Origin of the sequence: Serratia sp. L9, from assembly GCF_050632285.1 — a bacterium.
GTDB lineage: Bacteria > Pseudomonadota > Gammaproteobacteria > Enterobacterales > Enterobacteriaceae > Chania.
Genome location: NZ_CP192591.1, coordinates 4,561,404 through 4,582,138 on the forward strand (window position 1 = coordinate 4,561,404; position 20,735 = coordinate 4,582,138).

At 48.7% G+C, this 20,735-nt stretch carries 15 protein-coding genes and 7 pseudogenes; 8 read left to right on the forward strand and 14 right to left on the reverse strand.

Features of this window, described 5'->3' with window-relative positions; genetic code table 11:
* Positions 1–405 precede the first annotated feature (405 nt).
* Both yqeC and yqeB read left to right on the forward strand, forming a co-directional pair.
* Positions 406–1,182 carry a selenium cofactor biosynthesis protein YqeC gene (gene yqeC, locus ACQ86O_RS21790; RefSeq protein WP_431222824.1) on the forward strand — a complete coding sequence of 259 codons (777 nt, stop codon included), beginning with the start codon at positions 406–408 and terminating at the stop codon, positions 1,180–1,182.
* 28 nt (positions 1,183–1,210) lie between these two features.
* A complete protein-coding gene (yqeB, locus tag ACQ86O_RS21795; RefSeq protein ID WP_431222825.1) occupies positions 1,211–2,800 on the forward strand; it encodes a selenium-dependent molybdenum cofactor biosynthesis protein YqeB in 1,590 nt (529 codons plus the stop codon).
* A gap of 38 nt (positions 2,801–2,838) precedes the next feature.
* Here yqeB and arcC read toward each other — a convergent pair.
* From arcC to ygeW, 5 genes and pseudogenes are all read right to left on the reverse strand, one after another.
* Positions 2,839–3,770: pseudogene (arcC, locus tag ACQ86O_RS21800) on the reverse strand (carbamate kinase).
* Positions 3,771–3,831: 61 nt separating this feature from the next.
* A pseudogene (gene hydA, locus ACQ86O_RS21805) lies at positions 3,832–5,231 on the reverse strand (dihydropyrimidinase).
* 180 nt (positions 5,232–5,411) lie between these two features.
* Positions 5,412–6,628: pseudogene (locus ACQ86O_RS21810) on the reverse strand (YgeY family selenium metabolism-linked hydrolase).
* Positions 6,629–6,813: 185 nt separating this feature from the next.
* On the reverse strand, positions 6,814–8,007 hold the full coding sequence (gene dpaL, locus ACQ86O_RS21815) for a diaminopropionate ammonia-lyase (RefSeq protein WP_431222826.1): 1,194 nt from the start codon (positions 8,005–8,007) through the stop codon (positions 6,814–6,816).
* A gap of 75 nt (positions 8,008–8,082) precedes the next feature.
* Positions 8,083–9,270: a knotted carbamoyltransferase YgeW gene (ygeW, locus tag ACQ86O_RS21820; RefSeq protein WP_431222827.1), complete on the reverse strand. Its 1,188-nt coding sequence runs from the start codon at positions 9,268–9,270 to the stop codon at positions 8,083–8,085.
* A 450-nt stretch (positions 9,271–9,720) separates the two neighbouring features.
* Here ygeW and ACQ86O_RS21825 point away from each other — a divergent pair, with 450 nt between their 5' ends.
* Both ACQ86O_RS21825 and ACQ86O_RS21830 read left to right on the forward strand, forming a co-directional pair.
* Positions 9,721–11,502, forward strand: a complete 1,782-nt coding sequence (locus ACQ86O_RS21825) for a sigma-54 interaction domain-containing protein (protein WP_431225801.1) — start codon at positions 9,721–9,723, stop codon at positions 11,500–11,502.
* A gap of 155 nt (positions 11,503–11,657) precedes the next feature.
* Positions 11,658–12,865: pseudogene (locus ACQ86O_RS21830) on the forward strand (IS256 family transposase).
* A gap of 21 nt (positions 12,866–12,886) precedes the next feature.
* Here the strand turns inward: ACQ86O_RS21830 and ACQ86O_RS21835 are convergent.
* Both ACQ86O_RS21835 and ACQ86O_RS21840 read right to left on the reverse strand, forming a co-directional pair.
* Positions 12,887–13,009: a hypothetical protein gene (locus ACQ86O_RS21835; protein ID WP_431222828.1), complete on the reverse strand. Its 123-nt coding sequence runs from the start codon at positions 13,007–13,009 to the stop codon at positions 12,887–12,889.
* A gap of 155 nt (positions 13,010–13,164) precedes the next feature.
* Positions 13,165–13,405, reverse strand: a pseudogene (locus tag ACQ86O_RS21840) (CHC2 zinc finger domain-containing protein); the annotation flags it as partial.
* A 115-nt stretch (positions 13,406–13,520) separates the two neighbouring features.
* Here ACQ86O_RS21840 and ACQ86O_RS21845 point away from each other — a divergent pair.
* Both ACQ86O_RS21845 and ACQ86O_RS21850 read left to right on the forward strand, forming a co-directional pair.
* Entirely contained in the window at positions 13,521–13,874 is a 354-nt protein-coding gene (locus ACQ86O_RS21845) for a SymE family type I addiction module toxin (RefSeq protein WP_431222829.1), read from the forward strand.
* A gap of 455 nt (positions 13,875–14,329) precedes the next feature.
* Complete coding sequence (locus ACQ86O_RS21850) at positions 14,330–14,455, forward strand: hypothetical protein (RefSeq protein WP_431222830.1); 126 nt, start codon at positions 14,330–14,332, stop codon at positions 14,453–14,455.
* Positions 14,456–14,607: 152 nt separating this feature from the next.
* On the opposite strand, the gene ACQ86O_RS21855 is transcribed toward ACQ86O_RS21850, so the two are convergent.
* Both ACQ86O_RS21855 and ACQ86O_RS21860 read right to left on the reverse strand, forming a co-directional pair.
* Positions 14,608–15,234, reverse strand: a complete 627-nt coding sequence (locus ACQ86O_RS21855; protein WP_431222831.1) for an imm11 family protein — start codon at positions 15,232–15,234, stop codon at positions 14,608–14,610.
* Entirely contained in the window at positions 15,231–16,334 is a 1,104-nt protein-coding gene (locus ACQ86O_RS21860) for an RHS repeat-associated core domain-containing protein (protein WP_431222832.1), read from the reverse strand. The genes ACQ86O_RS21855 and ACQ86O_RS21860 overlap by 4 nt, the downstream gene beginning before the upstream one ends.
* A 160-nt stretch (positions 16,335–16,494) precedes the next feature.
* Between ACQ86O_RS21860 and ACQ86O_RS21865 the strand changes: the two genes are divergently transcribed.
* Both ACQ86O_RS21865 and ACQ86O_RS21870 read left to right on the forward strand, forming a co-directional pair.
* A complete protein-coding gene (locus tag ACQ86O_RS21865) occupies positions 16,495–16,650 on the forward strand; it encodes a SymE family type I addiction module toxin (RefSeq protein ID WP_431222833.1) in 156 nt (51 codons plus the stop codon).
* A 190-nt stretch (positions 16,651–16,840) separates the two neighbouring features.
* On the forward strand, positions 16,841–16,975 hold the full coding sequence (locus ACQ86O_RS21870; protein ID WP_431222834.1) for a SymE family type I addiction module toxin: 135 nt from the start codon (positions 16,841–16,843) through the stop codon (positions 16,973–16,975).
* A gap of 52 nt (positions 16,976–17,027) precedes the next feature.
* Here ACQ86O_RS21870 and ACQ86O_RS21875 read toward each other — a convergent pair whose 3' ends face one another.
* The 5 genes and pseudogenes from ACQ86O_RS21875 to ACQ86O_RS21895 form a co-directional block, all read right to left on the reverse strand.
* Entirely contained in the window at positions 17,028–17,666 is a 639-nt protein-coding gene (locus ACQ86O_RS21875) for a hypothetical protein (RefSeq protein WP_431225802.1), read from the reverse strand.
* 163 nt (positions 17,667–17,829) lie between these two features.
* Positions 17,830–18,395, reverse strand: a pseudogene (locus ACQ86O_RS21880) (RHS repeat-associated core domain-containing protein); the annotation flags it as partial.
* Positions 18,396–18,655: 260 nt separating this feature from the next.
* Positions 18,656–19,132, reverse strand: coding sequence for a hypothetical protein (locus ACQ86O_RS21885; protein WP_431222835.1), 477 nt, complete (start codon positions 19,130–19,132; stop codon positions 18,656–18,658).
* Between the two features lie 425 nt (positions 19,133–19,557).
* Positions 19,558–19,722: pseudogene (locus ACQ86O_RS21890) on the reverse strand (RHS repeat-associated core domain-containing protein); the annotation flags it as partial.
* A gap of 306 nt (positions 19,723–20,028) precedes the next feature.
* Complete coding sequence (locus tag ACQ86O_RS21895) at positions 20,029–20,727, reverse strand: hypothetical protein (RefSeq protein WP_431222836.1); 699 nt, start codon at positions 20,725–20,727, stop codon at positions 20,029–20,031.
* Positions 20,728–20,735: the final 8 nt, after the last annotated feature.

Below are 20,735 nucleotides of genomic sequence, written 5' to 3' on the forward strand. Positions count from 1 at the left end.
TTCGATTAAATTCGTGAGGCAGTTCTAATTGTTATTTTTATTTGTGAAGAGGCTCACAAGCGCAAGTGAGAATAAAAATCAGTGACCCTCGGCATTCAACCTCTGTGGATCATCTTATAGAATCAATTATCAAAAAAGCGTTTCCTGATATCACTTTGATACAGTCAAACGGCTCTTTGGATTAATCCGTGAGCGCAATCGATAAAGTATGAATATTCACTAAACCTCGATTACATCAAGAAATTATCACGATTAAATCACCCAATGAAAATTAAAATAGGCATATTAGCGAGAGTGTTTTCAGTTAATACGGCGTTGTTACCCCACACCCCCACCCTCTCCCACCGGGAGGAGAGGTAACGCTGCTTAATTATTTCAACACCATCCCTGGATAAGAGATTATTGATGACTCCCACCTTGAGGGAATTATTCAGCGAGGAATATCAACGCCTGGATAATGGCGAATCACTGCTGATCAGCCTGGTTGGAGCCGGGGGCAAAACCAGCACCCTGCTGTGGCTGTCACAGGCGTTCTATCAACAAGGTAAGCGCGTGCTGTTTACCACCACCACCCAAACGTATCGCCCCGCGCCGACCCACTATCACCACCTGCAATTGGGTGCCCCGCCCATCGCCCGTAATACCCCCGCCATCACCGCCTGGTTCAGCCATGAATATCCAGGCAGCAACAAGCTCACAGGGCCAAGCACCGAACAGCTGGATCAGATTAAACAGCAAGGGAAATTCGACGTTATTCTGGTGGAGGCAGACGGCGCGAGAGGTTTAGCGCTGAAAGCCCCGGCAAGGCATGAACCTTGCATCCCCTCAAGCAGTGATTGTGTTATCGCGTTAACCGGAGGCCAGATGATCGATCGCCCCGCCGATCCACAGCAAATTCACCGTTGGGCGGAATTTTCTGCCCTGACTGGCGTTCGCGCCGGTGAGAAATTGGATCACTCGGTGTTCCGCACCTTGATTGCGCACCCGCAAGGGATGTTTAAAGGTGCGCCCCCTCAGGCACGGCGCATCTGGTTGATCAATCAGTTTTCTCATTGTGATAATCCGCCGGATCCCGCCTGGCAGGCCCTGTTACAGCAAACCCCGGCGCTCAGCGCCATCTGGTTGGGCGCAGTGCAGCAATCCCCGCCGATCCACCAGGGTTTAAGACGCGTAACCCCATAATACTTTCGAGGTTAATGATGAGGTCAGCATGAATATCTTCGCCGAAGCGGCACGATTAGAAGAAGAAAACCAGCCCTTTGCCATGGCCCAGATTATTGAAAGCCGGGGCTCCACACCACGTCATTCCGGGCAAATGCTGGTGATGGCCGATGGTATCTGTATTGGCACCATCGGCGGCGGCATGATTGAACGCCTGGTGATTGAGCAAGCCATCGCTGCGATTGGTGAACGCAAGGCCAGAGTGTTCCATGGCCGCATGGCACGCACCGGGCAGGATGCGGTAGGCTCCGACTGCGGTGGCGCCATGTCGGTTTATATTGATGTGCATGGCCTGCGCCCGCGATTGGTGCTGATCGGCGCCGGGCACGTCAACCGGGCGATTGCCTGCGCCGCCAAACCGCTGGGGTTTGATATTCACGTTGCCGATATTTACGCCTCCAGCCTGGATCCGGCGCGGTTCCCGGCAGGCACCACTCTGGTTCATGGCGAGAGCTTCACAGAAGCCATCGGCAAAATGAATATTGAAGCCAATAACTTCGTGATCATCGCCACCAACAATCAGGATTGCGAAGCCCTGAACCTGCTGATCAAACACCCTGTGCGCTACCTGGGGTTATTGGCCAGCCGCCGCAAAGTGCAGACCTTTACCCAGTTGCTGAAACAGCGTGGCACCACTGAAGCCGAGTTTGCCCGGTTACATGCCCCGGTCGGCTACAATATTGGCGCAGAAACACCCGAAGAGATCGCCATCAGCGTGCTGGCGGAACTGCTGCAGGTGCGCAATCAGTCGGCGGGCGGCCTGATGAAAAATGATATCAGGCTGACGCGAGACAAACTGGTGACAATCCGCGGTGCGGGGGATATCGCCACCGGCGTTGCGCTGCGGCTTTATCATGCAGGGTTTCAGGTTATTATGCTGGATGTGGCCCAACCCACCGCCATCCGCCGCTCGGTGGCTTTTGCCCAGGCAATGTTTGACGGCAGCGCCTGCGTTGAAGGCGTCACCGCTTGCGTGGCGAACGATGTTAATGAAGCCTTCGAGATGATCAACCGCGGTGAGATCCCACTGCTGATCGACGCCGAAGCCAGCAGCCTGGAACAATTCAAACCCCGCTTCCTGGTGGATGCCATTCTGGCCAAGCAAAATCTGGGTACTCATCGTAATATGGCCCCGATTACCGTGGCACTCGGCCCCGGTTTCAACGCCGGCCAGGATTGCGATGCGGTAATTGAAACCAACCGTGGCCACGAGTTGGGCCGGGTGATTTATCACGGCTACACCCATCCCAACACCGGCATTCCCGGTAATATCGGTGGGCATACCGCCCGCCGGGTGATCCGCGCCCCTGCCGATGGCGTGATGCAGTGCCATGTGGCGCTAGGTGATTTGGTGCAGGAAGGCGATATCGTGGCCCACTGCGGTGAGGCACCGGTGATTGCGCCGCTTGGCGGCATGGTGCGGGGGTTGCTGCATAACGGGCTGGAAGTCAACGCTGGCACCAAGATTGGCGATATTGACCCACGCGGTGCGTTGGCCGATTACACCACGGTTTCGGACAAGGCTCGGGCCATTGGCGGTGCGGTACTGGAAGCCATCATGAAGTTGGGGCAGAGATAACAGCAAACGGGCCAGCGCGGATGCTGGCCCATACGTCTTTAATTCGCGATCACCGTCCCCGTTTTCCCCTCAATACCCTGCTGGGCTTTGCTCAATACGGTGATGAGTGCCTGACGCCCAGGTTTGGACTCGGCGAAAGCTACCGCGGCCTCCACCTTCGGCAACATCGATCCTTTGGCAAACTGATCTTCTTCGATAAAGCGCTGCGCATCAGCAATGCTCAGCCGCTCCAGCCATTGCTGATTCGGTTTACCAAAATTAATCGCCACCTTTTCTACGGCGGTGAGAATGATCAGCATGTCGGCATCGATCATCTCAGCCAGTTTGGCGCTGGCCCAGTCTTTATCGATCACCGCACTGGCCCCGCGCAGATGGTTCCCTTCACGTATTACCGGGATGCCGCCGCCCCCACGGTGATCACCACCTGCCCGGCATCCATCATGGCGCGCACCGTTGCTTTCTCTACGATATCCACCGGTTGAGGCGAAGCTACCACCCGGCGATAACCACGCCCGGCATCTTCTTTCATCTCATAGCCATTCTGTCTCAACACGCTGGCCTCGGCCTGGGTAAAGAACGAGCCGATTGGCTTGCTTGGGTTGAGGAACGCCGGATCATTGCCATTGACGATCACCTGGGTGATCAGCGTGGCCACCGGTTTGTCGATATGGCGATCAAGCAGCTCTTCGCGCAAGGCATTTTGCAGGTCGTAACCGATGTATCCCTGGCTTAGGGCGACGCACACCGACATCGGCAGCATCGGCGTATGGGCTTCGGTTTTTGCCGCCGCTTCAAACGCCTGGTTGATCATGCCAACCTGCGGGCCGTTACCGTGTGTCACCACCACCTGATGCCCATGTTCGATTAAATCGACGATCGCCCGCGCGGTGGTTTTAACCGCCTGCATCTGCTCCGCCAGGCCTTCTCCTAACGCGTTTCCCCCCAATGCCAGTACAATTTTCTTTTTCATCCTGATCCTCATTTTAGCGCGATGTCTGATGCCCCTCTCACTACGGACAGGGGATCAGTTACTAAGCCATTTTTGCTGCAATCTCGGTATTGAAAGGCCGACGACGTAAAAACTGCCCATAGCCCTGCTGCCCGGTAAATTCGCCGTTGCGGGCGACAATTTCACCCCGGCACATCGTCAGCACCGGCCCCCCTGGCAAAGGAAACCTTCATAAGGGGAATAATCGCCGTTGTCATGCAGTTGGCTATGGCCGATCACCCGGTATTGACGCGGGTCAAAAATCACCACATCAGCGTCGGCACCTGGATTCAGGTTCCCTTTGCGTGGCCACAGGCCAAACAGCCGTGCCGGGTTGCCGCTGGTGAGTGCCACAAAACGCGAAGGTGAGATCCGCCCGTTCATCACGCCGTTGGAAAACAGCAATTCCATGCGGTTTTCCACCCCTGGCAGGCCGTTCGGGCAGCGGGTAAAATCCCCGGCAGCCATCGCCTGGCGCTGGTGATAAGGGAAATTGCAGTGATCGGTGGCGATCGTGTCGATAGCGCCGTCAGCAATGCCGACCCACAGCCGATCCAACTCTCGCTGGTTGCGCAGCGGCGGGCTGAGGATGTATTTCAGACCGTCTTCACGCTGATAACACTGGTCGTTGAGCAGCAGATACTGCGGGCAGGTCTCAACCCACACCGGCTGGCGTTGCCGGCGCGCCAGGCGCAAATAATCCAGCCCCTGCGCGTTGGATAAATGAACAATATACAGCGGGGCATGGTCTGCCAGACGGGCCAGATTGATCATGCGGCCAATCGCTTCCGCCTCACACTCAACGGGCCGACTCAATGCATGATAGATCGGCGCCGTTTTGCCAGCGGCCACCAGCGCGGCACGGCGAAAGGCGATGGCGGCATCGTTCTCCGGGTGAACCGTGGTCAATGCCCCCACCTGCCGCAATTGCCATAAGGCTCGCAGCACGTCTGCATCATTAATCTTGTATTGGTAGGTCAGGTACAGTTTAAAACTGCTGATCCCTTCGTCATGCACCATGCTGGCCATTTCGGCCAGAATATCGTCATCAATATGCTGAATAACGCCATGAAAGCCATAATCAATTGCCGCATTTCCGGCCGCATAGTGATGATAAACATTAAGCTGATGGTGCAGATTGCAGCCCGCCGGGCCGAACCCCATATGATCGATAATGGTCGTGGTGCCCCCACAGGCGGCGGCACGGGTCCCGCTGAAAAAGTCATCGCAGCTGCGTGCGATGCCAACATCAATATTAAAGTGAGTGTGAACATCAATGCCGCCGGGCATGACATAGCAGCCAGCGGCATCAATCACCTCGCAACGGCCATCTGGTTCGATGCTGGCCCCACGCTGGCAGATCACCCCATTCTCAATCAACAAATCCTGAGAATACTCCCCATCGCTATCAACCAGAATGCCGTTCTTAATCAATCGCTTCATTGCTGGCCTTTGCCCTCTCACCTCTCTCTGAGGGAGTCATGTTTGTCCGTTAATCCAAAAAGTCTGCCCCCTCCCTTTGGGAGCGGGACGGAGTGAGGGGCTTTGGCTGGGTGCCCGATTGCTCCCCTCTCCCTCCCCCTCTCCCCGCAGGAGAGGGGGAGCCTTACGCTGTAAGAATTGTTATTTCTCCAACTCTTCCAGATAGGCCAAAGGTACGGCGGCATACATGGCGGCACAGGTAACCAGATGCTCTTTCCAGGTCTTTTCATTCGGTGCGTGGGCTTCAGGCTCTTTGCCTGGGCCAAAACCGATCACCGGAATACCATGACGGCCCATGATCGACACACCGTTGGTTGAAAACGTCCACTTATCCACCACCGGCTTTTTGTTGAACAGGCCTTGATAAGCGTTGCTCAGGGTTTTTACCGTGATGTGATCTTCTTCGACCTTCCAGGTCGGGAAATAGCATTCGGTTGGGTAGACCAGACCGGTGTAGGACGGGCGCTCGTAGTCGTACATCGATACCACAGCTTTGGCGGCCTGCACCGCTGGCAATGCGCGGATCTCCTCCAGGGCCCCTTCCCAGGTTTCGCCCCAGGTCAGGCGGCGGTCGATCGATACCGCACTGCTGTCGGCTACCGCGCAACGGCTGGGTGAGGTGAAGAAAATCTCGGAAACGGTGAGCGTGCCTTTGCCCAGGAAATCATCGTTGCCCAGCTTGCCGGACAACTGCTGCAGTTCGTTGAGGATTGGCCCCATTTTGAAAATAGCGTTATCACCCCGTTCCGGGGCCGAACCGTGGCAACTGATGCCTTGCACATCCACGCGGATTTCCATACGGCCACGCTGGCCACGATAAATCTGGCAGTCGGTAGGCTCGGTGCTGATCACAAACTCTGGGCGGATCTTGGATTGCTCGATAATGTACTGCCAGCACAGGCCGTCGCAGTCTTCTTCCTGCACGGTACCGGTCACCAGCAGCGTATATTGGTCTTCTAACCCCAGATCCTTGATGATTTTGCCCGCATAGACCATGGAAGCCATACCGCCTTCCTGATCCGAAGCCCCCGGCCACCGATGATTTCGTCGTTTTCCATGCCCTGATAGGGATCAAAGGTCCAGTTCTTGATATTACCAATGCCGACAGTATCAATATGCGCGTCCATCGCAATCAGGTGCGGGCCATGACCGATATAACCCAGGATATTGCCCATCGGGTCAATCTCCACCCGATCAAAGCCCACCTTTTCCATCTCTTGCTTGATACACAGCACCACCCGTTTTTCGTCGCAGCTTTCGCTCGGGATGGCGATCATATCCCGCAGGAAACGGGTCATCTCATCTTTGTATTGGTAGGCTTTCTCTAATACCAGTTCAAAAGGAATTTGCTTTGCCATTAGGTTCTCTTCTCCAATCTTTTATTGCCCCTCGCCGGTGCGAGAAGCTGACGCGGTAAATACCGTCTGGATTTCAGGCCGTAACCCGGCGCCTGGCTAGCTCATCCCCGGGAGCTTACTTCAGTCAGTGACTGGGGTGAGATAGTGCGGGTAACAACGCTACGGCTTGAAAGACTTCGGCATTTTCAGACCGAATATTTCCCTTCCCATACCACTTCGCGATAATGCTTAACGTCGGTATCGCCCTCCGAACTGATCAGCAGCAGCACCGATTGGCTGTCCAGGCCGAGTCTTTCCATCAGTTGTGCGCGCTGTGGGCTGTGATGCACCGCCGCCAGCACGCCAAGCCCCACCGCCCCGGACTCACCCGAAATAATGCGCGGATCGTTACCCAGCGGATTGCCCAGCACCCGCATGCCTAACGCCGCCACGCTATCCTGGCAAGAGATAAACTGCGTGGCGCAGTTACGCAGCAGCGGCCAGCCCAAAGGATTAGGTTCACCACAGGCCAGACCGGCCATGATAGTGGGCATATCCCCGCCAACGTTGACGATTTCCCCTTTCACCCCGGAGCGATAAACGCAATCGGCCAGCTCCGGCTCCACAATCACCGAGTGCAGTTTCTCTGCGCCAAACACATCCACCAGATAGCCCAGCACCCCGCCAGCCATGGCCCCAACCCCGGCCTGCAACAACACATGGGTTGGGCGATCGATCTGCATCTGCCGCATCTGTTCGACGGCTTCATCAGCCAAGGTGGCGTAACCTTGCATGATCCAGGTCGGGATCTTGGTGTAGCCTTCCCAGGCGGTGTCCTGCACCACTTCCCAACCACGCTCCTTGGCCGTCTTCATGGTCAGGCGCACGGTATCGTCGTAATTCATATCGGTAACAATGCATTCCGCGCCCAGATTGAGGATATGGTCCACCCGCTCCTGCGCCGAGCCTTTAGGCATATACACCACGGCATGTTGCCCCAACTGCTGTGCCGCCCAGGCCACGCCCCGGCCATGATTGCCATCGGTGGTGGTGGCAAAGGTCATTTTCCCGCTCAGAGTGGATTTAAACTTTTCGAAGGAAAAGGCGTCGATATCTATCTGATATTTTTCACACAACAACCGGGCAATGGCATAAGCACCGCCGAGCATCTTGAAAGCGTTTAACCCAAAGCGTTTGGATTCGTCTTTTACCAGGATTTTCTTTACGCCAAACAGCTGGGCAAGACTGTCCAGCGCGCATAATGGCGTGGGCTGGTATCCGGTGATTTTTTTATGAAACTCACGCGCTTTCTGCGCCTCTGCCTGTGAGAACAACGGGGACGTTTCGCCGTTAAAATTGCGGTTATCCTCAATATCCACTTTCAATGAAAAAACCGACATAACCTCTACCTCATCTGGTCACATTAGCGGTTCATGACTCAGGAACACCCAAGGGTGTTCCTGGCCAGAGTTGGCTTATTTAACGCGTTTTTCCGCTTCTTTCAGCAGTAGATCCAACACCAGGCCTGGGTTGGAGAATTTGCGCGCCATAATCATGGCGGCGATGATATAAGGCTTCCAACTGGCTTCCTTATAAGTAGCGATGCGGTATTTCTCGAATACGCTGGCGCAGACCTCCCCTTCGCTGCATGAAACGTCGGTGATATCCGCGGGCAGGCAGTGCATATACAGCGCTTCACCGCCTTTGGTCAGCTTCATCATCTCTTCGGTGCAGTGCCAATCTTTGTAGAAGGCGTTCTGTGCCAGACACTGTTGCTCTAACGCCTTCAGGCCCGCGTGATCGTTGGCGCGCAGCAGATCGGTGCGTTGCTCCATCACTTTATACGGCGCCCAGGACTTGGGATAAACGATGTCCGCGCCTTTAAAGGCCTCTGCCATCGAGGTTACCTGCTGGAAGCTGCCGCCGGAAGCCGCCGCGTTGTTTTTCGCCACCTCAATAACATCCGGGATCAGGTCGTAACCTTCAGGATGCGCCAGGGTGACTTTCATACCAAAACGAGTCATCAGGCCAATGATGCCCTGCGGCACCGACAGCGGTTTGCCATAGCTGGGTGAATAGGCCCAGGTCATGGCGATTTTTTTGCCTTTCAGGTTTTCCAGACTGCCAAAGTGCTCCTGCAGCCAGGCCAGATCGGCCATCGACTGGGTTGGGTGGTCGATATCACATTGCAGGTTTACCAAGGCCGGGCGCTGTGGCAGTACGCCTTTCTCGAACCCTTCGTCCAGTGCGGCCCCAACCTCACGCATATAGGCGTTGCCGGCCCCCAGGAACATATCATCGCGAATACCGATGGCATCGGCGCAGAAGGAAATCATGTTCGCCGTTTCGCGCACCGTTTCACCGTGAGCAATCTGGGATTTTCCTTCATCCAGATCCTGCTGTGCCAGGCCCAGCAGGTTTAGCGCAGAAGCGTAAGAGAAACGTGTGCGGGTTGAGTTATCGCGGAAAATGGAAATACCTAAACCACTGTTAAAAACCTTGGTGGCAATATTTTCTGAGCGCATGGTTTTCAGTGCTTCGGCCAGTTTGAGCACCTGCTCCAACTCTTCACGACTTTGCTCCCAGGTCAGCAAAAAGTCCTTTTGATGTAAATTAGACTTTAACGCGTTTATTTCCTTAATTAACTGGTTCACTGTTTTCATCTTTGCCCCTAAATATAGCGAGTGGTTCGTTATGCGATATAACAGGTGTTTAACCTAAGAATGACAAATACGCTTTTCAACGTCTGCTGAAGGGGCAATCAATAAACATGCCAACAAAAGGAAACCGGCTAAAACTCAGGATTAATAAAGGAATAACATGATGGGTATCACATAATTTAGCGTTTTACCCTCTCTTGACCACGGCTTTTTCATGGGTGTTGTGAGACAAAGCGATAATGCAGTGAGGTCTGAATGCGCTTTTTATAATTATCACCGAGGGATCTCAACCCAAAATGATAGAAATTACTACAACGTATCATTTTGATAATAAAGTGTGATGCTAGCGACATAATCTATTTTCTCTATCGAATTTAGCTTGATGGTTATCAAATTAAACCGAGCCGTAGTGTATTATCGTTTCTTTTCAAAGCTGAAAAAGAGAGAGGCGTGATGATAACTCCGGCCAATGTTCCGTCTGCACTGATGCAGATCCAACCGACAATTTTACGCTTTACCAAAATGCTTTCCAGCGTACTGTTGTTAGAGGTTGAGATTGTCGATGCCAACCTGGTGCGGGTGGCCGGCACTGGCCCCTATGGCAAACACTTTGGTATCAAGCTCGGCAGCAACTCATGGCTTTTAAAGTATGTACTTGACACTAAAAACGAAAAAATCGTCACCCACTCTCGTTTCGATCCGGTCTGTGAAGGTTGCAGCAGCAAGGATGATTGCAAGGAAAAGGCATTCTTGGGTATCCCCATCATTTTTCAGGAAGCCTGCATTGGTGTGATCAGCCTGGTGGCCTTTAACCAGGAGCAGCAGCAGAGGTTACGGGATAACCTGCAGGAGTTCTCAGATTATGTCCGCAATATTTCTAACGTTTTCGTGTCCAACTTATTAGAAACTCAGGGCGGCAACGGGGGACTCAATAAGGTGTTATTCAGCCTGATCGAAAATATGGATCAGGGGGTATTAATACTCAATGAAAAAAGCCAGGTTAAATTTGCCAACGCAATGGCATTGAAACAGCTTAATCTGCCCAAAGAAGACATCATCGGCAAGGCCTTTCATATCCGCGCCTTGACCTTCCGCCAAAATTATACCAGTGGGCATCTGCAACATATTATTTCGTTCGATGACAACCAAGAGATCATGATTGGTCAGTTGCACCAGATCCAGGATCATCAATTATTCCTGATGGCATTCCACCAGTCACATTCATCATTTGATGAAAGAGTGAACCAGGAAGACCCGCGCATTGAACATCTGGCGGGGGAAAGCAAACCTATGCGTCTGCTGAAGAATTTATTGACCCGCATCGCCCCCAGCCCTTCCAGCGTATTGGTGGTTGGGGAAAGCGGCACCGGGAAAGAGGTGGTGGCACGCGCCATACACCGGCTGAGCAACCGCAGTGATAAACCCTTTATCGCCATCAACTGTGCAGCCATTCCGGATCAGTTGCTGGAAAGTGAGCTTTTTGGCTATTTGAAAGGCGCATTTACCGGCGCTTCGGCCAATGGCAAGGTGGGGTTGATCCAGGCGGCCAATCAGGGCACGCTGTTTTTGGATGAGATTGGTGACATGCCTTTAATGTTGCAGGCAAAGCTGCTGCGCACGGTGGAATCCCGCGAAGTGTTGCCGATAGGCTCCAGCAAACCCATTCCGGTGGATATCCGGATTATCTCGGCCACCAATCAGAACCTGGAGCAGTACATCGCCGAGGGGAAATTCCGCGAAGACCTCTATTACCGCCTGAACGTTATCCCCATCACGTTGCCGCCATTGCGTGAACGCGAAGGTGATATCGAGCTGTTGGTGCACTATTTCCTCAGTTTGCATACCAAGAGGATCGGCATTATTTACCCCGGCATCTCACCGGAGGTGCTGAAGCTGTTACGCCAATATCGCTGGCCAGGCAACGTACGCGAATTGAGTAACCTGATTGAGTACCTGGTTAACGTAGTACCAAGCGGTGAAATCATCGATACCTATTTGCTGCCCCCTAACCTGACCCGAGGCCAGCAGTTGGAACCGCACAGCAGCGTTACCATACACAAGACGGCAGAAGGCTGCGATAACCATGACATGGTGGGGTTGGAGAATATGGAAAAGCTGATGATTGAGGAGGCGCTCAGCCACAACTCAAATAAGAAGGTGGTGGCAGAGAAGCTGGGGATCGGGATTGCTACCTTGTATCGCAAAATAAAGAAGTATGAGTTGTCGTCTTATTGAGGTGGGCGGTGAGCAGATGAGCGATAGAGTTTGGAAGCTGGCATTAACGGACTGGTCGCAGATACCAGTATTTAACCGCATCGAGAGACTGTAATTTAAATTGTGTAATTGCCTGTTTTTGATATGTTCTTCCTGACAATGGAGACAGGCAAATTATGGACGAAAAGAAACTTAAGGCACTGGCTGCCGAACTGGCTAAAGGCCTCAAAACCGAAGCCGATCTTAATGCGTTTTCTCGTATGCTGACCAAGCTCACCGTCGAAACGGCGTTGAATGCTGAGCTTACCGAACACCTTGGTCATGAAAAAAATGCCCCTAAAACAGGTTCGAATACCCGCAACGGTTACTCATCAAAGACGCTGCTCACTGATGATGGCGAGGTCGTACTGAATACACCCCGTGATCGCGAAAACACTTTCGAGCCTCAGTTAATCAAGAAAAATCAGACACGTATCACGCAGATGGACAGCCAGATTTTATCCTTGTATGCCAAAGGAATGACCACAAGGGAAATCGTTGCCACATTCAAGGAGATGTACGATGCCGATGTGTCAGCCACGCTAATATCCAAAGTCACTGATGCCGTCAAAGAACAGGTCACCGAGTGGCAGAATCGCCCCCTCGACTCACTGTATCCCATTGTTTACCTTGACTGTATCGTGGTGAAAGTGCGTCAAAATGGCAGTGTCATCAACAAGGCCGTCTTCCTGGCTCTGGGGATTAATACCGAAGGTAAAAAGAACTGCTGGGCATGTGGCTAGCCGAGAATGAGGGAGCAAAGTTCTGGCTCAACGTGTTGACCGAGTTGAAAAATCGGGGGCTTCAGGACATCCTGATTGCCTGCGTGGATGGCTTGAAGGGCTTCCCAGAGGCGATAAACAGCGTTTATCCGCAAACCCACATCCAGTTATGCATTATCCACATGGTGCGTAACAGCCTGAAATACGTGTCGTGGAAAGACTACAAAGCGGTGACTAGCGTGCTGAAAACGGTGTATCAGGCCCCGACAGAGGAAGCCGCCCTGATGGCATTGGATAAGTTTGCAGGTATCTGGGATGAGAAATACCCGCAAATCAGCAAAAGCTGGCGTACCCACTGGGAAAATCTCAACACGTTCTTCGGTTACCCTGCGGATATCCGCAAGGCCATTTACACGACCAACGCTATAGAATCGCTGAACAGCGTAATCCGGCAGGCGATAAAGAAACGTAAGGTGTTCCCAACAGACGACTCAGTGCGAAAAGTGATTTATCTGGCGATCCAGGCAGCATCGAAAAAATGGAGTATGCCAATCCAGAACTGGCGGTTGGCGATGAGCCGCTTTATTATCGAGTTTGGTGACCGTCTAAACGAGCACCTTTAATACGCTGGCAGTTACACAGAATTATGGACAGGCTCCCGCATCGATGAAATGTGCCATATCAGTGGCAGGATACCCGCGATTATCTGTTGAACTTTTAAAGCTCATATCGCTACCAGAGCCACCAATACGGCCTTCATCACGCATTCGTTCCATGACTCCCTATCAGTCTTACTATTCTTATCTGGGCTATTCCCATCGAGTTAAGACGGCAGAAAGCCAACCCCGGAGGATCTGTCCAGCCTCTAAGGTTCTTAACATAGCCATAGGTATTCTCGCCCCCAACAGCCCTATCGGGTGTTGGTGAGTTTCTCGGCCTGCATCACCCAACCCAGCAGCGGGCCACCCGCATTGCAGCCGGTGTGTGATACCGGTTCCTGGCCGGTGAGATGACGCAAGAAGGTTTTTTTCATCATGGAACGGGCACAGCACCACGAAGCTCTTGCCCTTCTTGAACACCTGCCGACCTTACGAACGTAGCAGAGCCAGCAAGGCGGCGGCTCTCAGGTGTTGCAGTTCTGCTTTGGGGATACGGGCCGCGATTTCGCTGCTTTAAAACCTTGTCAATGGATATTTATGTGATATGAAATAATCACATGACTATCACATTACGACAGGCAGAACAGGGAAGATTGATTATTCTGGCGGAGGGGAATGGATGAACGCAAGCACGATTATACAGACTACCACAGGCGGGTGTATTCCTGAGTTGATTATCGATGGCAAGGATATTATTAAAGCAGGATTTACACCGGGTGCGGTATTTAAGATAGAGCAATATCGGGATGGACTGATAATAACGCTGGCCTCTGATGATGCAGAGATTGAGCGGTTATTATTGGAGGCAGATGCTGACCCCCATATCGGCGCAGACTGGATACGGGATAACGGTGAGCTGTATCTGGCGGGGGAATGGCTGACGCAGAGCGGCCTGACTGGGCAACCGCTGGCGATCAGCGTGATGCTTGGGCAGGTAGTGATTAAGGTGCAACAGGGGAATATGCTGGCATAGCAACTGATAAAAATAGCTGGAAAGATCCAGAGAAGTTCTTTCCAGTCATTTAAACGGCTAATAATATTTACCAACCACTCCAAGCATCATAGTTATAATTATCATCTATTTTTTCAAATGTAACACCCGTTAATTTAAGCTTTTAAAATTCACCTTCAAATAATAATGAGCATACAGGTTTTGATATTTCATTGCAAAAAAATAAATGTTCCCGCACATCTTCTCTAATTTTAAATTTATCTATCTTTTCATAGTATATTTTACCTAACCCTTTGTATTCTGGTGTGTTAAGCTCACCAGTTTCTATATCCGTTGATATAGTAAATATTGAGTTAGATTCGTCTATTATAGATAAATAACACAACATATAGAATAAGTAATATTTTATCCAGGCGGGATTTACATCGGGTGCGGCATTTAAAATAGAACCGTATCAGGATGAGCTGGTAATAACGTTGATTTCTGATGAGGAAGAGATTGAGCGGTTATTATTGGAAGTAGATGCAGCTCCTAATATCGGCGTGGACTGGATACGGGATAACGGCGAGCTATATCTGGCGGGGGACTGGCTGACGCAGTGAGGCCTGACCGGGCAACCGCTGGCGATCAGCGTGATACCAGGTCAGGTGGTGATTCAAGTACTGCAAAAATAATATGCTGGCATAGAAACTAATAAAAATGGCTGGAAAGATCCAGAGAAGATCTTTCCAGCCATTTAAACGCCTAATAATATTCACCAACCACTCCAAGCATCATAGTTATAATTATCATCTATTCTTTCAAATGTAACACCCGTTAATTTAAGATTTTCAAATTCACTTTTAAACAATGATGAGCATACAGGTTTTGATATTTCCTTGCAAAAAAACAAATGTTCCCGCACATCATCTCTAATTTTAAATTTATCTATCTTTTCATAGTATATTTTATCTAACCCTTTGTATTCTGGTATGTTAAGCTCACCAGTTTCTATATCCGTTGATATAGTAAATATTGAGTTAGATTCGTCTATTATAGATAAATAACACAACATATAGAATAAGTAATATTTTTTTGATGGGGTCTTATTTTTGTATAACCCAACTGTAACAGGAATGCTGATGCATTTCACATTCAGCTCAGAGAGTAACATTAACATATCAGATGAAATTAAGTTATCATGTGGAAAATAATCACCATCTAATTTATATGATTTTACTTTGACTGCATAGCTACTTGAAAAGTCATCTGGCGATGGCGGTGCCGTAAAAAGATCATAATCAGGTAATTCTGGCACCCACTCTTTATCCATAAAGTGTGGTATCCCTTCATCATTAGGAGAGTATTCGATAACAAAAAATTCACTTTCACGATTAGTCATAATAATCTACCTGTATTGGGATCTATTCTAAATAAATTACTATCAAGACCTTTTCTTGCCCAGTCTTGAATTTCTTTCACCCCTAACGCCAACTGTGTATCACTCAATCTATTTGCTTGTCTTGCGAGTTGGGATAATTTATTTCTTATTTCACCTGTATATTGATTATGGTTTGACCAATGACCTGGTATTCCCATAGTACTAGCAAGATCTTTTGAACCAGGCAAGAAGGTTCCATTTAAGGCCCCATCACCATCCCAACCAATCTTTTTAAGGCGTTCGAAGATAGATTTAAAGTTCTTATCTTTCATTAATTCTTCAGGAATAAGGTGGTGATTCGCCATGCCATCACCGGTTCTTGCTCCCATATTACGACCTAAAGTACAACTCGAAAGACCGAACGGATCGATCGAGTCTATAGGGTTCTTAACATAACTATAAGTATTCTCGCCCCCCGCCAACCCCAACGGGTCCGGTGTAAGATAACACCCAGCCTCTGCCAAGTAGTATCTATACCGATTATAAAAAAGCCCGCTCTCTTCATCCTGTTGTTGGCCCACGAACTTCAGACCCGGCTCCAGGTGCGCATTTTCCGTTGCCTTGCTTAACGCGATACCCCACAGCGAAGCCGCAGGTTTGCGCCATTGTACTTTCCCTTCAGTGTTAAAGAGCGCCAACGGTTGCCCGTTGGGGGCGCACACCGCGTAGTGCGTAGTATAAACCCGTGCTTCGTTTTCGTCAGCCACCCCGTCACCATTAAACGCCAACACGTTCGCCCTGGTCCATTCCTGCTGGGCCAGCAACTCCCAACCATCAAACACCCAGTGACGAATACGCTGCAATTGTGCGTTTTTATACTCCCTTATCTCGGCAAGCGTATCGCCATCCCACAGATAATCCCACAGATAACAAGTACGTAACCCGCGTTGGGAACACGCTTTTTCTGTCCTCCGCCCAAAGGGATCATAACGATAGTGCCACACTTCCCCATGCGGTTTTTTCAGCTCAATCAACTGATTGCGGCTATCGTAGCGTGCGGTCTGCTGATTACCGTGGCTATCTGCCACCGTTGTGACCAACCCAAACGCATTGCGGCTCAATTGTGTGGTGCTTTGGTCCGGGGCAATAAAGCGGGCTGGGTTGCCTGAATCATCATATTCCTGCCACCAGGCGCGCCCTACCTGGGCGAGAGGCGTAAGCTTGCGAGTCGGTAATGAGTAACCTGCTAATAAAGCATCCAGAACAATACGCCGCTACACCGTGGGCTATACGCCCAACCGAGGTATCAAGAAGCCCGCGCCACAGCTGCTTATCAAGGGCTATTGGCTGGAACAGCACGGCTTTTTAACCGGCCAGCCGGTCACGGTCAATATTGAACAAGGAAGATTGATTATTCAGGCAGAGGGAAGTGTATGAACGGGACGCATATTTTACAGGCAACCACTGGCGGATTTATTCCTGAGCTGATTATTGATTCCAAGGATATTATCAAGGCGGGGTTTGTGGCGGAAGCTACATTTAAGATAGAGCCATACCAGGATGGATTTATAATAACGCTGGTATCTAATGAGGGAGAGGTTGAGCGGTTATTATTGGCGTGGGCTGGGTGCGGGATAGCGGTGAGCTGTATCTGGCGGGAGACTGGTTGACGCAGTGTGGCCTGACAGGGCAACCGCTGGCGATCGGCGTGATAGCCGGTCATGTGGTGATTAAGGTGCAACGAGGTAATATGCTGGCATAGCAACTGATAAAATTAGCCGTAAAGATCCATAGAGGATCTTTACGGCTTTTATTTATGGCAGTTTTCTAGCTGTTTTCTTAGTGGCTAACGGTTTCCAAGAGATTAATACTCCTGCCTCACCAAGATACCTATTTACCTCGTCGAGTTCAGTATCCTCAACGGTCCATAGCCACAGATTATTGTTTAACCCTTCAAGGGAACCATGCTTTTCATTACTTGATATCCACTCTTTCAAGCTAACATTTTCGATAACAATATCAAGATGATGACGATTAATCACATTAACCGGATACACCATCCTTAGCATAGTATTTTTATAGCGTTCCTGACCCTCATATATTCCCCCAGTTTCTTTTTCAAAGAACATTGGGTTCTCACATTGATAAATCTGAACAAAATTTCCACCTTCGGCATAATAAAAACCATCGGCAACATTGTCAGGATTATATACTATTCCATAAGAGAAATTATTTTTACTGCTAAGCTCCTTTATAAATTCGATAAATTTCTCTTTTCCACGTTTCGATAACGCACATTGAGCATCAAAATGATAAAAACCACCAAAATCACTTGTTGAGAACCCAAATGAGGCAGTCCAATAATTGCTTTTTTCACTTTCATTATAAAATCGAAAAGAAGTAGCATTTTTATTTTTAAGTTCATTTTTCAAATCAGATAAAGATACTTCAATAAAGTCAATATCCTCCTCGCTTCTATCTTCCCTATACTTATAGTAACCTGTTGAAGTTATATCTAGCTCTATAACCTTAAAAAAAGCACACCTATTTCATATGCAGTTTCAGGAGGAATATTCTCAGTACCATAAATAGCTATAGCCGTACACATAGTCTCACCTATATACCAGAAATAAGATTATCTAATGCATTCTTAATCTTCGAAGAGTTATATTGGTGCTCTAATACAATAACACTTCCCCGATCAGTGCTTGGTAAGTTCTTCATTGCATCTTGGTTTCGAGTCCTCAGAGATGATAACTTTCTACCCATATCTGTTTTAGAGGCCAATTCTATAGCATGAACTTTACCATTCATATCAACAGCCATAATATCAGGTCGTCGTCCGGATATTCCCTTGTCATTAGCAAAGCTATATGACCTGTTTAAATAAACCTCTTTAAACTTACCACTCATAGCTAATTTATTAGCTATAACTTCAGAGAACTGATCGTGACCGGGGGTTCCATCTTTTTAGCCTTTACTAAATATCTTTGTTCCATTCACTTCACACATTGGGCATGCAGCTAACCCGTATGGGTCTGCCCATGTCAGCGGATTGTGAACATACCCATAAGTATTCTCGCCCCCCAACAGCCCTATCGGGTCTGGACACAGGTACAGTTGCGTCTCCGGGTCATAATACCGGAATCGGTTGTAGTGAAACCCGACTCGTCATCCGCATACTACACCGTAAAGCGCAGCTTGTCTGGATCGTTGGCCGCATTCCACTATTTCTTCAGCGGTTAAGTCATCATAAAAATATAATCTGCCGCATTGGGATCTAGCACACTACAGCAAAGAAGATCAACATTGTTATCAGACTCTTCTTCTGAGTCTGCCCGGTCAGATGGTGATTAAAGTGCAGCAGGGTAATATATTGGCGTAATAACAGAGAAAATAGCCGTTAAGATCTAGAGCAGATCTTAACGGCTATTATAGAGTATTAATATATAACTAACTGACCTTTAGGCCAATTACCTACCCAACCACAAGGTATATGACCGGACTCATAGATAGAGATGAGTTTATTAAAGAACAATGACGCCTTTAATTTTTCACTATAAAAATCCTCTATCAGATAGTGAAGAACATCCCACTCGATACATTGATGCATGAGAATATTATCAAAATCATTTAAATGAGGAAGTTTAGGCTTTATATCATTCCCAAAGAACAGCTTTGCCCCTTTAGCCACATCATTCCAATCTTGGAATACAGCCGTATGTTTGGTTGCTAGATAACCTGATATTTCATTAGACTCCTCCAAAGTGACATTTTCCCACTCCGGATCAGCTAAATAATTCCCAGCCTCAGTTAAAGACGTTGCTAAAACCACATCAGATATGCTGGTTTTTTTACCAAAATCTGAAAACCAATTAATTTTTAATAGCCTATCAGTCGCTAATTTAGATATTTTCATAGTTTCACCTGATTTATTCTTCCCGGAATTCTAGGGACATTTTTCCCACCGAGCACACCATATTGGAGCCTATTCTGAATACTGCTTCTAACCGCTTGATTTACTTGATTAGCTGACAAGCCAGCGGACTCTAATGAATGTTTTAGCGCTTTGGTATATTGAAAGTTTGTAGGACGTTGCCCACTTAGTGCCCCACCACGTCTATATTGATTCCAGAACTGTTCAAGAGACTTATGCGCTTCATAGTGTGGCGTACCTGGTTGAGTAAATGCGTTACCTTCTAACTTAATAGCAGCACCGCTATTTGTCGGGATCACATCACGGAACGCAGCATCTTGGTTTAAGTGATGTGACTGTCCTGGACACGTGTCATTTTTTAGTGTCCCATGCGGCCCCAAAATAGCATCATCAGCCTTCCCAAGATTTGGACAGGTTGACAATCCCAGCGGATCTATCCATCCCAGCGGGTTATGCACATACCCATAAGGATTTGTGCCACCTTCCAGCCCTATCGGGTCTTGTTACGTAAACTGCCCGATTTGCGGTTCGTACTATCTATGTGAGTCGTAATGAGTCAGAGATTTTGCATCGGGGTTCATATATAACCAACCATCTTTGATAGTTTTTATCTGCAGAAAATTATTTTAAATCAATTGGTAATGAAAACATAGACTGATTGAAGCATTACAGTATCCTTATGTCGGCACGGACTGGATGCGGGATAACAGCGAGCTGTATCTAGCGGGAGAGTTGTTAACCCAGTGTGGCCTGACCGGGCAACAGCTGGCGATCAACATGATAGCAGTAAGGTGATTGTTCAGATTCTGCAGGGAAATATGCTGGCGCACTAACAATAAAAGATCGGGAAGATCTTAATTAAACCTTCCCGGTCATACTCACTCAAAATCTATATCATAAAACGTATATTTAATGTTTTTTATGAACTCTATAATCTGGAGAAACCTGTCATCTATATTTTGATGAGATAAACAATCCCTCTCCAATTCATTTACAATACTTAAACAATGTTCATCCTTCTCATCCATTGCGTCATAAAATTCCTGATTACATAAATCAAACATTCTGGAAAAAAGTGAATTAGATATTTCTTTATCTAATGACTCAGTGTTACCGGGGATATGATTAGTTGCATTAATCAATAAAAAACCTCGGTATGACAAATCATCACCCAACAAAAAATAAAGATCATCTGAAATGAGTGTTTTATGATGAATCAACGACGAGTCAGTTGTTACAATTAAAGTATTTTCTTCAGTTGAAAAGGAAGCTACATCTTGAATGGTTACATCAGATATAAATTTATCGATGCAGTCTGATAGAGTTATATTATGCAAATTACCAGCATCAATTAACTTGTGTTCATGTGGACTACAAAAATAAGATGGTATGCTTAGTAATAAAAAAGATAGCGCTTTGGTTTCCTTATCGATTAAAAACCAATCTAACGAATCCATCTCACTAAAATTACTGCTTCCAAAAAGTTTATCAATGTCATTTTCGAGCTCATATATATCATTATACTGACTTTCCATCGAAATATCAAAATGAGCAAGATCCCAATAAATAGATTTCATCGTTAACC

Excerpts from the sequence above, each read along its gene's own strand:
- ACQ86O_RS21895 (WP_431222836.1), bottom strand. The coding sequence starts at position 20,727 with ATGAAATCTATTTATTGGGATCTTGCTCATTTTGATATTTCGATGGAA.
- yqeB (WP_431222825.1), top strand. The coding sequence starts at position 1,211 with ATGAATATCTTCGCCGAAGCGGCACGATTAGAAGAAGAAAACCAGCCC.
- ACQ86O_RS21845 (WP_431222829.1), top strand. The coding sequence starts at position 13,521 with ATGAACGCAAGCACGATTATACAGACTACCACAGGCGGGTGTATTCCT.
- ygeW (WP_431222827.1), bottom strand. The coding sequence starts at position 9,270 with ATGAAAACAGTGAACCAGTTAATTAAGGAAATAAACGCGTTAAAGTCT.
- ACQ86O_RS21855 (WP_431222831.1), bottom strand. The coding sequence starts at position 15,234 with ATGACTAATCGTGAAAGTGAATTTTTTGTTATCGAATACTCTCCTAAT.
- ACQ86O_RS21825 (WP_431225801.1), top strand. The coding sequence starts at position 9,721 with ATGATAACTCCGGCCAATGTTCCGTCTGCACTGATGCAGATCCAACCG.
- ACQ86O_RS21835 (WP_431222828.1), bottom strand. The coding sequence starts at position 13,009 with ATGCGTGATGAAGGCCGTATTGGTGGCTCTGGTAGCGATATGAGCTTT.
- yqeC (WP_431222824.1), top strand. The coding sequence starts at position 406 with ATGACTCCCACCTTGAGGGAATTATTCAGCGAGGAATATCAACGCCTG.
- ACQ86O_RS21885 (WP_431222835.1), bottom strand. The coding sequence starts at position 19,132 with ATGAAAATATCTAAATTAGCGACTGATAGGCTATTAAAAATTAATTGG.
- dpaL (WP_431222826.1), bottom strand. The coding sequence starts at position 8,007 with ATGTCGGTTTTTTCATTGAAAGTGGATATTGAGGATAACCGCAATTTT.